Source organism: Pseudomonas fildesensis, from assembly GCF_001050345.1.
Lineage (GTDB): Bacteria > Pseudomonadota > Gammaproteobacteria > Pseudomonadales > Pseudomonadaceae > Aquipseudomonas > Aquipseudomonas fildesensis.
The window spans coordinates 230622-244091 of record NZ_LFMW01000002.1 but is presented as its reverse complement, the minus strand read 5'-3'; the positions used below and the strand labels follow the sequence as shown (position 1 = coordinate 244091).

Genomic DNA, 13470 nt, shown 5'->3' with positions numbered 1-13470 from the left:
CCCACTACCTCAGCCGTTGGGCCCTACTGTCGCGACGATAGTCACTTGCTTATTGTCAGGAATTTCCTGGTAAGCCAAAACGTGCAAATTCGGTACTGCCAGACGCCCAAACCGCGACAACATCGCCCGGACGGGGCCTGCCACCAGCAGAATCACCGGTTGGCCCTGCATCTCCTGGCGCTGTGCGGCGTCGATCAACGAACGCTGCAGTTTTTCAGCCATGCTTGGCTCCAGCAGAACGCCCTCTTCCTGGCCTTGTCCTGCCTTCTGAATACTATTGAGCAATATTTGTTCCAACCTTGGTTCCAAGGTGATCACAGGCAGCTCGGAGTCAAGCCCTACAATGCTTTGCACGATTGCGCGCGACAATCCGACACGCACCGCCGCCACCAGCGCGGCAGTATCTTGACTCTTGGCGGCATTGTTGGCGATGGCCTCGGCAATACTGCGAATATCGCGCACCGGCACCTGTTCGGCCAGCAGCGCCTGCAGCACTTTGAGCAGTTGCGACAACGACAGCACGCCCGGCACCAGCTCTTCGGCGAGTTTTGGCGAGGCCTTGGCCAACAACCCCATCAATTGCTGGACTTCTTCGTGGCCGAGCAGCTCGTGGGAGTGCTTGTACAGAATCTGATTGAGGTGGGTAGCGACCACGGTGCTGGCGTCTACCACGGTGTATCCCAGTGACTGTGCCTGGCTGCGCTGGCTGACTTCGATCCAGACCGCATCCAACCCAAAAGCCGGATCTTTGGCGGTTATGCCATTGAGGGTGCCGAACACTTGGCCAGGGTTGATCGCCAACTCGCGGTCCGGGTAGATCTCGGCTTCGGCGAGGATTACGCCCATCAGGGTAAGGCGGTAGGCGCTGGGGGCCAGGTCGAGGTTGTCACGAATGTGCACAGTGGGCATCAGGAAGCCCAGGTCCTGGGACAGCTTCTTGCGCACACCCTTGATCCGCGCGAGCAATTGACCGCCCTGGTTGCGGTCGACCAGCGGAATCAGGCGATAGCCGACTTCCAGGCCGATCATGTCGATGGGCGTCACGTCGTCCCAGCCAAGCTCCTTGGTTTCCTGGCTGCGGGCCGGGGATGGCAGCAATTCCTGCTGACGGGCGACTTCCTGCTGGGCAATCACCTTGACCTGGTTTTGCTTCTTCCAAAACAGGTAGGCACCACCGCCCGCCATGGCCGCCATGCTCAAGAACGACACATGGGGCATGCCTGGCACGATGCCCATCACCGCCATGATGCCCGCCGCCACGGCCAGGGCCTTGGGCGAGGCAAACATCTGCCGGTTGATCTGCTTGCCCATGTCTTCGGAGCCCGACGCACGGGTCACCATGATCGCGGCAGCTGTGGATAACAACAGTGATGGCAATTGCGCCACTAAACCGTCACCGATGGTCAGCAAGGCGTAAACCCGGCCAGCATCGCCAAAGGTCATGCCGTGCTGGAAGATACCGACCGCCATACCGCCGATCAGGTTGATAAACAGAATCAGCAGGCCGGCAATAGCGTCACCACGCACGAATTTGCTGGCACCGTCCATCGAGCCGTAGAACTCAGCTTCCTGGGCCACTTCCAGGCGGCGGGATTTGGCCTGGTTCTGGTCGATCAGGCCAGCGTTGAGGTCGGCGTCGATGGCCATTTGTTTGCCGGGCATGGCGTCGAGGGTAAAGCGCGCGCTCACCTCGGAAATCCGCCCGGCGCCTTTGGTCACCACCACGAAGTTAATGATCATCAGGATCGAAAACACCACGATACCGACCACGTAGTTACCGCCGATCACCACCTCACCGAAGGCCTGGATCACCTTACCGGCGGCGGCATGGCCGTCCTGGCCGTGGAGCATCACCACCCGGGTCGACGCCACGTTGAGCGCCAGCCGCAGCAGCGTCGCCACCAGCAGAATCGTCGGGAACACCGCGAAATCAAGCGGCCGCAGGGCGTAGACGCACACCAGCAGCACGACGATGGACAAGGCAATGTTGAAGGTGAAGAACACGTCCAGCAAGAACGGCGGCATGGGCAACATCATCATTGCCAGCATTACCAGCAACAACAATGGCACACCCAGATTACCCCGCGAGAGGTCAGTCAGGGTGCCACGGGCCGTGCTGAGCATATGAGAGCGATCCACCACCGGTATTCCTCGTTTCCTTGAAGCAAACTTTTGACGCCGGGAGGCGTCCTGGAGGCGGTATTGCAAGAAGCCTTCCAACTTTGCTTTCTCACCTTGATCGTTCCCACCTGTGGCAAAGGAGTTTGCTCCCGCTGCGCTGCGCGGCAGCCCCAAACCCAGGCGACGCGATTTACCTGAAAAACCGCATACACAGGAACTGGGGGGCGCTGCGCGCCCAACGGGAGCAAGCTCCCTCGCCACAAGTGTTCACTGGTAGAGACAAAGAAATTTCCGACACGTATTTGCGGGTGCCGCCAGGAAACCCGATCTCTAGTCTCCGTACACCGCTGCACACTCAGCGGTCGGGCGTCGCGGCGAATGCGCTGAGCTGCGACCTGGCCTTTAATCTGGAAGGTTCACCACGAGAGGCATTGCTGGGCGTTGCGCAGTTGATCGAACTGACACGGTTGCTGGCTGATCGGGTATTCACTGTCTCAGGGCAGGCAAGCCCGTGAGATAACGCCTCGTTCCCACGCTCTGCGTGGGAATGCCTCTTGGGACGCTCTGCGTCCCGCCATACGCGCATGGCTTGAACGTTGCGCGAGAGTGACGCGGAGCGTCACAGGCTGCATTCCCACGCAGAGCGTGGGAACGATCAATCAACGTAGCCGTACCTTTGCGGCCTGCTGCCCCTTGGGTGCCTCCACGACTTCAAACTCCACGGATTGACCTTCCACCAGGGTCTTGTAGCCATCACTTTCAATTGCTGAAAAGTGCACAAACAGATCTGGCTTACCGTCGTCCTGAGTGATGAATCCAAAGCCCTTTTCCGCATTGAACCATTTGACCTTGCCCGTCGCCATTGCCCGACTCCAACTGCTGATTAAGAAAGCGCAGCGTTATCAAACCTTGAAGTCGGGGCAGCCGCTACTGTCAAAGTTGACAGGTAGACGGGGATTACCGACGAGTGGTAGGGATGGATGACGGAGCAATTGTGGCGAGCAGGCTTGTTGTGGCGAGCGGGCTTGTCCCGCGTTGGGGCGCGAAGCGGCCCCATTGGGTTGATGGGTTTTCCAGTTAGAGCCGGGGGGCAGGTTTGGGGGCTGCTGCGCAGCCCAACGCGGGGCAAGCCCGCTCGCCACAACACGCCAGGTCACCACAAAAAGCCCGGTTATCACAGGAAATGCGGCAACCTGTGATCAGGAATCGCGGCGCAAATCCGGCGGAATCGGCAGGTCTTTGAGCGGATCAGGCCGCTTGCCCTTGCCTGCACGGTATTGGCGGATTTGATAGACATACGCCAACACCTGCGCCACGGCCAGGTACAGCCCCGCAGGGATTTCCTGATCGAGGTCGGTGGAGTAGAAGATCGACCGCGCCAGTTCCGGCGACTCCAGCAGCAGGATGTCGTTGGCCACGGCGATTTCGCGGATTTTCAGGGCGGTAAAGTCGCTGCCCTTGGCCAGCAGCATCGGCGCGCCGCCTTTCTCCGGGTCGTACTTGAGCGCCACGGCGTAGTGGGTCGGGTTGGTGATGACCACGTCGGCGTCGGGCACCGAGCTCATCATCTTGCGCTGGGACATCTCGCGCTGCAGTTGGCGAATGCGCTGTTTGACCTCGGGACGACCTTCCTGGTCCTTGTGCTCGTCGCGCACTTCCTGCTTGGTCATCAGCAGTTTCTTGTGGCTTTCCCACAGCTGGATCGGCGCATCCACGGCGGCGATCAGGATCAGCCCGAGCGCCATCCACAGCGAGCTCCAGCCCACCACTTGCACGCTGTGGATGATCGCCGACTCCAGCGGTTCGTGGGCGATGCGCTGCAGGTCGTCAATGTCGGACGACAGCACCACCAGCGCCACAAACAGAATGAGGATGAACTTGGCCAGGGCCTTGAGCAGTTCCACCAGGGCCTTGGCGGAAAACATGCGCTTGAGCCCGGCGCCAGGGTTCATGCGGCTGAACTTAGGTGCCATGCTGCCGGCGGCAAACAACCAGCCACCCAGGGCAACCGGGCCAATCAGCGCGGCCAGCAACAAGGTAATCAGGATCGGCTGCACCGCCAGAATCGCGATCTTCCCGGAATGCAGCAGGTACTGGCCCATGGCACCGGGGCTGAGCAGAACCTCACGGGGCAAGCTGAAGTTGTGCTTCATCATCTCCATCAGGTCCAGCGCCAAGCCACCGCCGTAGATCAGCAAGGCGCCGGCGCCAGCCATCATCGTCGCAAAGGTGTTGAGTTCTTTGGAGCGGGCAATCTCGCCCTTTTCCCGGGAGTCTTTTTTGCGTTTCTCCGTGGGGTCTTCTGTTTTGTCCTGACCACTCTCGCTCTCGGCCATGGCTCAGCGCGCCCGTGCCAAGTCACGCAAGAACTGCAAGGCGTCGGTCGCCAGCGGTTGATACTGATTGAGAATGTCGGCCAGGCCGATCCAGAAAATCCCCATGCCCAATACCAGGGTCAGCGGGAAGCCAATCGAGAAGATGTTCAGTTGCGGCGCCGCTCGGGTCATCACGCCAAACGCGATGTTGACCACCAGCAGCGCGGTGATCGCCGGCAATACCAGTAACAGGGAGGCGCCCAACACCCAACTGAGGCGCCCCACCACTTCCCAGAAATGGTTGACCACCAGCCCCGAGCCCACCGGCAACGTGGTGAAGCTCTCGGTCAGCACCTCAAACACCACCAGATGACCGTTCATGGCCAGGAACAGCAAGGTCACCAGCATCGTCAGGAACTGCCCGATCACCGCCGCCGACACGCCGTTGGTGGGGTCAACCATGGAAGCGAAGCCCATGCCCATCTGGATCGAGATGATCTGGCCGGCGATCACGAAGGCCTGGAAGAACAGTTGCAGGGAGAAGCCCAGCAGCGCGCCGATCAGGATCTGCTCGGCGATCAGCATCAAGGCACTGAGGTCGAGCGCGTTGACCGGCGGCATCGGCGGCAAGCCCGGTACGAGGACCACGGTAATTGCCACCGCAAAATACAGACGCACACGGCGTGGCACCAGGGTAGTCCCGAACACCGGCATGCTCATCAACACCGCCGTCACCCGGAACAGCGGCAAGATGAACGAGGCCACCCAGGTACTGATCTGGGTGTCGGTCAACGCCAGCAGGGATTGCATGCGGTCAGCCGATCAACTGCGGAATACTGCCGTACAGCTGCAGGATGTATTCCATGAAGGTTTGCACCAGCCACGGGCCGGCGACGATCAGCGTGACCAGCATTACCAGCAGGCGCGGCAGGAAGCTCAAGGTCTGTTCGTTGATCTGGGTCGCGGCCTGGAACATTGCCACCAGCAGGCCCACCAACAGGCTCGGCACCACCAGCACAGCAACCATCATGGTGGTCAGCCACAGCGCTTCACGGAACAGGTCAACTGCTACTTCTGGAGTCATATCGCTACACCTAACACATCATACTCCGCCGAAACTGCTGGCCAACGTGCCGATAATCAGCGCCCAGCCGTCCACCAGCACAAACAGCATGATCTTGAACGGCAACGAGATGATCAGCGGCGACAGCATCATCATACCCATGGCCATCAACACGCTCGCCACCACCAGGTCGATGATCAGGAACGGGATAAAGATCATGAAGCCAATCTGGAACGCGGTCTTCAATTCCGAGGTGACAAACGCCGGCACCAGGATGGTCAGCGGCGCCTGATCCGGCGAGGCTATGTCGGTACGCTTGGAAAGCCGCATGAACAGCTCAAGGTCGCTGGAGCGGGTTTGCGACAGCATGAAGTCCTTGATCGGGCCCTGGGCCCTGTCGATCGCGACCTGCGCCGTGATGGTCTCGGCCAGATAGGGTTGCAGGGCCTGCTGGTTCACCTTGTCGAACACCGGCGCCATGATGAACAGCGTCAAAAACAGCGCCATGCCGGTGAGGATCTGGTTCGACGGCGTCTGCTGCAGGCCCAGGGCCTGACGCAAGATCGAGAACACGATGATGATGCGCGTGAAGCTGGTCATCAGCATGACAAACGCCGGGATGAAGCTCAGCGCGGTCATGATCAGCAGGATCTGCAGGCTGACCGAATACTCCTGGGCGCCGGCCGCGTTGGTGCCCAAAGTAATCGCCGGGATCGACAACGGGTCGGCACCTAACGCCAGCGGCGCGGCCAGCAACAGCATGAGCGTCAATAAAACGCGCATTACTTCTTATCCTTCTGATCCTTGCCCAGCAACTCCATCAGGCGCTGAGCGAATTCTGGCGTGGCGGCCTGGGTCTGGGCCGCGTCCACGGGGTGCTTGAGCACGTGCAGCGGAGTGATGCGGCCGGGGGTGATGCCCAGCAGGATCTGTTCCTCACCCACTTGCACCAGCACCAGCCGATCACGCGGGCCGAGGGCGCGCGAGCCGATCATCTCGATCACCTGGGCGTTGCCCGGCCCGATGCGCTGTACGCGGCGCATCAGCCAGGCCAGCACGAAGATCAACCCCACAACCAGCAACAGGCCCAATACCAGTTGGGTCAGTTGCCCGCCGATGCCGCTGCTGACGACGGGCGCCGCAGCCGCCGCTTGCGCGACCGGCTCAGCCGCCAGGGCGCTCAATGGCAGCGCCAGTAACAGTCCCGCCATCGAATACTTCATATCAGCGCAACTTCTTGATGCGTTCGCTCGGGCTGATCACGTCGGTCAGGCGGATGCCGAACTTCTCGTTGACCACCACTACCTCGCCATGGGCGATCAGCGTGCCGTTGACCAGTACGTCCAACGGCTCACCGGCCAGGCGATCCAGTTCGATCACCGAGCCCTGGTTGAGCTGCAGCAGGTTGCGGATGTTGATGTCGGTGCTGCCGACTTCCATGGAAATCGACACCGGGATGTCGAGAATCACGTCCAGGTTCGGCCCGTCGAGGGTCACCGGGTCGTTGTTCTTCGGCACGCTGCCGAATTCTTCCAGGGGCATGCGGTTACTGGCCGGTGCGGTGGCGGCGTCGGCGGCCAGCAGCGCGTCGATATCGTCCTGGCCAACATCGCCGGTTTCTTCCAGGGCCGCGGCCCATTCGTCAGCCAGTGCCTGGTCTTCGGCGGAAGTGTTCTCGTGTTCGGTAGCCATTACATGTCCTCGGCGGAGCAAAAATTCATAAATAAATAGGGGTGCATCGATACGGGTGACTCAGCGCCGGTTGATCGACTCCACCACTTGCAGCGCCAGTTTGCCCTTGTGCGAACCAAGCTTGACCTTGAACGACGGTACGCCGCTGGCGCGCATGATCAGTTCTTCCGGCAACTCGACAGGAATCACGTCCCCGGGCTGCATGTGCAAAATATCGCGCAGGCGCAGCTGTCGACGGGCCACAGTGGCGCTCAGCGGTACGTCCACGTCGAGCAAGTCTTCGCGCAGGGCCTTGACCCAGCGCTCGTCCTGGTCGTCGAGGTCGGACTGGAAACCGGCGTCGAGCATTTCGCGCACAGGCTCAATCATCGAGTACGGCATGGTCACGTGCAGGTCGCCGCCACCGCCATCGAGTTCGATGTGGAACGTGGACACCACAATGGCCTCGCTGGGACCGACGATGTTAGCCATGGCCGGGTTCACTTCCGAGTTGATGTACTCGAAATTGACTTCCATGATCGCCTGCCAGGCTTCCTTCAAGTCGATGAAGGCCTGCTCCAGCACCATGCGCACCACCCGCAACTCGGTGGGGGTGAATTCACGGCCTTCGATCTTGGCGTGACGGCCGTCGCCGCCAAAGAAGTTGTCCACCAGCTTGAACACCAGTTTGGCGTCGAGGATGAACAGCGCGGTGCCGCGCAACGGCTTGATCTTGACCAGGTTGAGGCTGGTGGGCACGTACAGCGAGTGCACGTATTCGCCAAACTTCATCACCTGCACGCCGCCCACCGCCACGTCCGCCGAGCGGCGCAGCATGTTGAACATGCTGATCCGGGTGTAACGGGCGAAACGTTCGTTGATCATTTCCAGCGTCGGCATGCGCCCACGGACGATGCGGTCCTGGCTGGTCAGGTCATAACTTTTGACGCTGCCGGGCTCGGCAGCCAGTTCAGTCTGTACCAGCCCATCGTCCACGCCATGCAACAGCGCATCGATTTCATCCTGGGACAGCAGGTCTTGCACGGCCATGTCGTGATCCTACTGCAATACGAAATTAGTAAAGAGCACTTGCTCGATTACCACTTTGCCGAGCTCCTTCTGGGACACTTCCTGCACGCTGGCAGTGACCTTCTGGCGCAGCATTTCCTGGCCGACCGGGCTGGCCAGGGTGTCGAAGCTTTGTGCGGAGAACAGCATCACCAGGTTATTGCGGATCACCGGCATATGCACCTTGAGGGCATCCAGGTCCGCCTGGTTGCGCGCCAACAACGTCATGCTCACCTGTAGGTAGCGTTGACGGCCGTTCTGGTTGAAGTTGGCGACAAAGGCCGGAAGCATCGGTTCGAAGATTGCCGGTTGCTTGACGTTAGTGGCGGTTTCGGCAGCGGGTGCCGGTTTACTTGCACTGCTGTGCATGATGTACCAGGTGCCGCCCACAGAGGCGCCAATGGCCAGGAGCAAGCCCACGACTATCAACAGGATAAGCTTGAGCTTGCCCTTGCCTGCGGGTGCGGGTGCTTTTGCTGCGTCGTCGCTCTTCGCCATGCCAATAATCCGTCACTATTCGGGGATTCATAGTTCTACGGAAAGGCAAGAGCAAGTGTTATGCCAGAGTTGTCTGGTAACCGAGGAACAGGGAGGCACCGCAAATCAAATGTGGGAGGGGGCTTGATCCCGATGAGGGTGGGTCAGTTGATACATGTGGCGGCTGACCCTTCATCGGGAGCAAGCCCCCTCCCACATTTGGACCGGCGCTGGCGTTGGGTCAGGCGTAATAATCGACGGCGCTGGAGCCGATCACACTTGTAGTCACTGGCGCGACTGCAGCAGCCACCTCGGCATGATCGCCTGCGTCGTCGCTGTCACCACGCCCACCGCGGCCACTCACGCCACGGGCCTGGTTCTGCTGTTGTTCCTGACCTTGCCCCTGCCAGCCACGGGACTGGTCGGACACATTGACGTCCACTTGCCCCATGCCTTGCTGGGCGAACATTTCGCGCAATCGACCGGACTGGCTTTCCAGCGCTTCACGCACCACGGCGTGGCCGCTCATGAACGTGACCTGAGCCTGCTGGTCGGCCGTCATGTTGACCTTGATATCCAGGCGCCCCAGCTCAGCCGGCTGCAACTGGATCTCCGCCGACTTGAGGTTGGCGCTGGACAGGTACATCACGCGGTTGACCACCTCTTCGGTCCAGCCGCTCTGGTGCATGGCCAACGGCGCATTGGCTACCGGCGGCAAGGCGTTCGCGGTTTTCGGTGTGGCGGCCTGGGTCAGCGCAGCCAGCCGGTTGGCGAAGTCATCGACACGGGTGTCGCTGCTGGCGTTCTTCAAGTCCTTGAGGCCATCTTCGATCAACCCGCTGAAGGCTTTGTCACCGCCCTGGTCGGTGCTGTCCTTGGTCGCTTGCTGGTCGACCATGTTAGCCAGGCCAGCGGCGAAGTTCTGTGCGGCGGTCGGCTGATCCTGAGTCGTCGGGGCAGCTTTCTGTGGGGTCTGGCTGCTGGCAGAGACGTGACCACCCTGCTCCATCGCCAGGCGCACGGCGGGCATCGCGTCAAGCGGATCAGCTTGCGGGTCGAAGGCCGGCTGTTTGACTTCATCCGTCACGGCGACAGGCGCGAGTTGGGGCGTGTCGTCCTGGGCGGCGGCAACGGAAACCGGCGTTTCCACCGGCACGGCAACCGGCGTGACCGTGGCAACCAACGCCGGGTCGACAACCGGGTCTACCGGGGGCTGCTGCGCCAGGGACGGGTCGGTGGGTTTGTCGTCGTCACTGCTGGCGCTGTCGTCGGACTTGGCCGACGGGGCGGCAGGCAAGGGATTGCCGCTATCGGCAACCGCCGGCTTGCTGGCGGCAGGCTTGTCGTCACTGGCAACCGGCTTGGCGCTGTTGTCGGAAGACTTGTCTCGCGCGGTCTTGGGCAAATTATCGTCAGCCTTGACCGTCGGTTTAGCCTGGTTGGCGAACACTTGAGCGAAGCCAGCGCCCTTATCCCGCGGGGCCGCAGCCACTGCCGGTGGATTGGCGGCGGGCGCTTGAGGCTTGGCCGCGGGGGCAGCCTGAAGAAGCGAATTGGTGGCGACTGGCATAGGTAAAGGTCTCCACTGCATTGGGATCGGGGATGCAGTATCTGGAGGTAGAGCAAGAGTCGGGCCAGGTTGGCAAATCCAACGCTGATGTTTCTTACGCTCTGCGTGGGAATGCATCCGGTGACGCTCCGCGTCACCTTGCGCAGGGCTTGAAAACTGCGCCGACATCAGGACGCGAAGAGTCCGGGGCGGCGTTCCCACGGAACGTGGGAACGATCAATAACGCTGCCATGTAGCCAGTCAGAGCTGAAAACGCTGGCGTTCATGCTCATACAAAGGCCTGACGCGAGCGAACTCCTGGTCGATTTTGTCCACAAGCTCCCCCAGGTCCACCGGCACAGGTTTGGCCGACCGGTCTTCCAGCTGCCGGCAAAGCTCTGCCAACCGCACCGCCCCAAGGTTCCCGCTACTGCCCTTAAAGCTGTGCGCAATCAGCCCCAACGCCTTCGCATCGTCGCGCGCTGTGCGCAACGCCTCGACGCGCTTCTGGGAATCATCAAGAAAGGTATCGAGCAACTTGGGGTACTCACCTTCCATGACTTCCTGCAAACCCGACAGCACCTTTGGGTCCAGATGAATCTCAGCCACTTGTTCGCTCCTTGATCAAGAATCGGCGGATTATGCCAGAGCCTCCCAGGAAAACTCTACGCAGACACTGCGACCGCCATCAGACCAGCGTACATCGCTGCTCAACTGGCGCACCAGGCTCAAGCCCCGGCCAGACAAACGGTCGATATCCAGCGGCCGTGCCAGCACCTGCTCCACATCAAACCCGGCGCCGCTGTCTTCGATGCGCAAGGTCATCTTGCCGCCCACCTCGGTCGGCACCACCTGCACATGTACCCGCACGTAACCGCTGTTTAACCGCGCCAGGCGGTCATTGCGCAGGCGGTAGTACTCGGCAAACCCTTGGGCATCACGCTTAAGCCGTGAGTCCAGGCCCAGCACGCCATGCTCCAGCGCATTGGAGTACAACTCGGCCATCACGCTGTAAAGCGCCCCGCTCTGCTCGCGCAGGCCGTGGATCTCCAGCAGCAGTTGCAGCAGGTACGGCAACGGGTTGTAGCGCTTGAGGGTTTCGGCGCGAAATTCAAAACTCACCGACCAATCCAGTGGGCTCGACTGGCCGCTATCGGCATACAACTGCCCGGTCGCACGCAACGACTGACCAGGCTGCAGGGTGATCTCCACCATGCTGACGTCATCCCGTACCTCGCCGCGAAACGCCGCCAGGGCCAGTTCGATCTCTTCAAACAAGTGATCAGGCTCACGATTGGCGGCGAACACCTGCCGCAAGCGCCCGGCGCCGAACAATTGTTCATTGGCATCGGCGGTGTCCAGCACGCCATCGGACAGCAAAAACACCCGGTCGCCCACCGCCATGGGCCAGACTTCGGTGCGATCATCAAACGCCTCTGCCAACAGCACCCCCAAAGGCAAATGCCGCGACATCAAGGGCGTGCGCTTGCCAGTGGTAATTTCATGCACATAACCTTCAGGCATCCCACCGTTCCACACCTCCACCACGCGCCGCTGGGCACTCAGGCACAACAGCGTGGCGCAGCAGAACATGTCCACTGGCAGGATGCGTTTGAGCTTGGCGTTCATCTCCCGCAGGATCTGCGTCAGGCCGTAGCCCTTGGCGGTCATGCCGTAGAACACTTCCGCCAGCGGCATGGCGCCCACCGCCGCCGGCAAGCCATGGCCGGTGAAGTCGCCGAGCAGCACATGCATGTCACCCGAGGGCGTGTACGCCGCCAGCAGCAAGTCGCCGTTGAACAGCGCATAGGGCGATTGCAGGTAGCGAATGTTCGGCGCCGCGTTGATACAACCGGAATGCGCGACCTTGTCGAACACCGCCTTGGCCACGCGCTGCTCATGCAACAGGTAGTCATGGTGCCTGGCGATCAAGTCTCGCTGCTGCAAGACCGTGGCTTGCAGGCGGCGCAGGCGGTCCATCGCATTAATCTTGGCCGCGAGGATCAATGGGTTGTAGGGCTTGGGCAAAAAATCATCGCCGCCGGCATCCAGGCACTGGGCCAGGGCTTCGCTTTCACGCAGCGAGGTAAGGAAGATGATCGGCACCAGTGCCTCCCCCGCAAGCTGCTTGATGCGGCGCACCGCTTCAAAGCCGTCCATCACCGGCATCAACGCGTCCATCAACACCAGTTGCGGGCGCTCGCGGGTAAACACCTCGACCGCTTCCTCGCCGTTGCTGGCGGTGAGCACCTGGTGGCCCTGGCGCCGGATGATCGTCGACAGCAACAACAGGTCGGCGGCGCTGTCTTCGGCAATCAGGATGGTCAGCGGTTCGAGTACCGGGGCCAGGACGCTCAATTGATGTCGAACAGTTTGTCGAAGTTGGAAATGGCGAGGATCTTGCGCACGTCGGAGCTGCTGTTGATCACCCTGACTTCCGCCTCATCACCCCCTGCGTGATCGCGCAGCAGCAAGAGCATGCCGAGGGCGGAGCTGTCCATATACGTGGTTTCTTTCAAGTTGACGATGTAGGTATCCGGCACCTTATAGAAACGCTCGTAGGAATTACGAAAATCCTGGTGGCTGCCGAAATCGAACCGGCCCTTGATGGCGATCGTCAACGTCGTCCCGTCCAGGGATACTTCTGACTCAATTGACATGAGACTGCTTCCTTGTCATTGGCAATACAGACAAGGTGTAGCAGGTGAATGGGATCCGGGCAACATCGCGTGACAACTGTAGGAGCGAGGGGGATCAATAAACATCCTGGCGCGGGAGGCGCTGGGAGAGTTCGTCGAGGAGCTTTTGCTCGCGCTTGTCCTCAATCGCGCGCGCTTCATCGATATAGCGCTGCACCAGTTTGCGCAGCCCTTCAACCCGGGCATAGGCTGCCTGCCAGCTCTCACGGGCTTTATCGAGGTTGTTCTGGTGCCAGGCCAGGCTCTGGCGCTGTTGGCCGACGGCCGTCTCAAGCTGGTTGAGAAAGCCCTGATAGCCCATCAGCCACTGGCCCGACACGCCCTTGGTGCCGCGCTCGATCCACTGCTGCTGGTACTCGCCGCGAAAGCGCTCCAGGTCGCCCAGCTTGCTCTCCGCCAGGCGCACCTGACCCTGGAAGTAACCCAGGCGCTGAACGGCGGTTTTTTCGGCCTTTTCGGCCATGTCCACCACCGGCGCCAGGCGCGAGGAACGCGTGCTGGCCATGG

16 protein-coding genes are annotated in these 13470 nt (G+C 60.9%); 1 reads left to right on the top strand and 15 read right to left on the bottom strand.

Features of this window, described 5'->3' with window-relative positions; translation table 11 throughout:
• Positions 1–9 precede the first annotated feature (9 nt).
• On the bottom strand, positions 10–2124 hold the full coding sequence (gene flhA / locus ACR52_RS04395) for a flagellar biosynthesis protein FlhA (RefSeq protein WP_408003331.1): 2115 nt from the start codon (positions 2122–2124) through the stop codon (positions 10–12).
• Between the two features lie 323 nt (positions 2125–2447).
• Between flhA and ACR52_RS31660 the strand changes: the two genes are divergently transcribed.
• Complete coding sequence (locus ACR52_RS31660; protein ID WP_082143104.1) at positions 2448–2636, top strand: DUF6124 family protein; 189 nt, start codon at positions 2448–2450, stop codon at positions 2634–2636.
• Positions 2637–2780: 144 nt separating this feature from the next.
• On the opposite strand, the gene ACR52_RS04390 is transcribed toward ACR52_RS31660, so the two are convergent.
• The 14 genes from ACR52_RS04390 to fliJ all read right to left on the bottom strand — a co-directional run bounded on the left by ACR52_RS04390 (position 2781) and on the right by fliJ (position 13468).
• On the bottom strand, positions 2781–2984 hold the full coding sequence (locus tag ACR52_RS04390) for a cold-shock protein (RefSeq protein WP_048720904.1): 204 nt from the start codon (positions 2982–2984) through the stop codon (positions 2781–2783).
• Between the two features lie 336 nt (positions 2985–3320).
• Positions 3321–4457, bottom strand: a complete 1137-nt coding sequence (gene flhB / locus ACR52_RS04385; protein ID WP_048720902.1) for a flagellar biosynthesis protein FlhB — start codon at positions 4455–4457, stop codon at positions 3321–3323.
• Between the two features lie 3 nt (positions 4458–4460).
• A complete protein-coding gene (fliR, locus tag ACR52_RS04380) occupies positions 4461–5246 on the bottom strand; it encodes a flagellar biosynthetic protein FliR (RefSeq protein ID WP_048720900.1) in 786 nt (261 codons plus the stop codon).
• A 4-nt stretch (positions 5247–5250) separates the two neighbouring features.
• The gene (gene fliQ / locus ACR52_RS04375; protein WP_003175300.1) at positions 5251–5520 is read right to left on the bottom strand and encodes a flagellar biosynthesis protein FliQ; all 270 of its coding nucleotides are present in this window, start codon (positions 5518–5520) and stop codon (positions 5251–5253) included.
• Positions 5521–5538: 18 nt separating this feature from the next.
• A complete protein-coding gene (fliP, locus tag ACR52_RS04370; RefSeq protein WP_048720897.1) occupies positions 5539–6282 on the bottom strand; it encodes a flagellar type III secretion system pore protein FliP in 744 nt (247 codons plus the stop codon).
• On the bottom strand, positions 6282–6722 hold the full coding sequence (gene fliO / locus ACR52_RS04365; RefSeq protein ID WP_048720895.1) for a flagellar biosynthetic protein FliO: 441 nt from the start codon (positions 6720–6722) through the stop codon (positions 6282–6284). Before fliO ends, fliP begins: the two co-directional genes overlap by 1 nt.
• Position 6723: 1 nt before the next feature.
• Complete coding sequence (gene fliN / locus ACR52_RS04360) at positions 6724–7191, bottom strand: flagellar motor switch protein FliN (RefSeq protein ID WP_048720892.1); 468 nt, start codon at positions 7189–7191, stop codon at positions 6724–6726.
• A gap of 60 nt (positions 7192–7251) precedes the next feature.
• A complete protein-coding gene (fliM, locus tag ACR52_RS04355) occupies positions 7252–8220 on the bottom strand; it encodes a flagellar motor switch protein FliM (RefSeq protein ID WP_048720891.1) in 969 nt (322 codons plus the stop codon).
• Between the two features lie 9 nt (positions 8221–8229).
• A complete protein-coding gene (gene fliL, locus ACR52_RS04350; protein WP_048720888.1) occupies positions 8230–8736 on the bottom strand; it encodes a flagellar basal body-associated protein FliL in 507 nt (168 codons plus the stop codon).
• A 220-nt stretch (positions 8737–8956) separates the two neighbouring features.
• The gene (locus ACR52_RS04345; RefSeq protein WP_048720886.1) at positions 8957–10285 is read right to left on the bottom strand and encodes a flagellar hook-length control protein FliK; all 1329 of its coding nucleotides are present in this window, start codon (positions 10283–10285) and stop codon (positions 8957–8959) included.
• 240 nt (positions 10286–10525) lie between these two features.
• Positions 10526–10873 carry an Hpt domain-containing protein gene (locus ACR52_RS04340; RefSeq protein WP_048720884.1) on the bottom strand — a complete coding sequence of 116 codons (348 nt, stop codon included), beginning with the start codon at positions 10871–10873 and terminating at the stop codon, positions 10526–10528.
• A 30-nt stretch (positions 10874–10903) separates the two neighbouring features.
• The gene (locus ACR52_RS04335) at positions 10904–12622 is read right to left on the bottom strand and encodes a fused response regulator/phosphatase (RefSeq protein ID WP_048720882.1); all 1719 of its coding nucleotides are present in this window, start codon (positions 12620–12622) and stop codon (positions 10904–10906) included.
• The gene (locus ACR52_RS04330) at positions 12619–12924 is read right to left on the bottom strand and encodes an STAS domain-containing protein (RefSeq protein WP_048720880.1); all 306 of its coding nucleotides are present in this window, start codon (positions 12922–12924) and stop codon (positions 12619–12621) included. The genes ACR52_RS04335 and ACR52_RS04330 overlap by 4 nt, the downstream gene beginning before the upstream one ends.
• Before the next feature lie 94 nt (positions 12925–13018).
• Entirely contained in the window at positions 13019–13468 is a 450-nt protein-coding gene (gene fliJ / locus ACR52_RS04325; RefSeq protein ID WP_048720878.1) for a flagellar export protein FliJ, read from the bottom strand.
• Between the last annotated feature and the right edge of the window lie 2 nt (positions 13469–13470).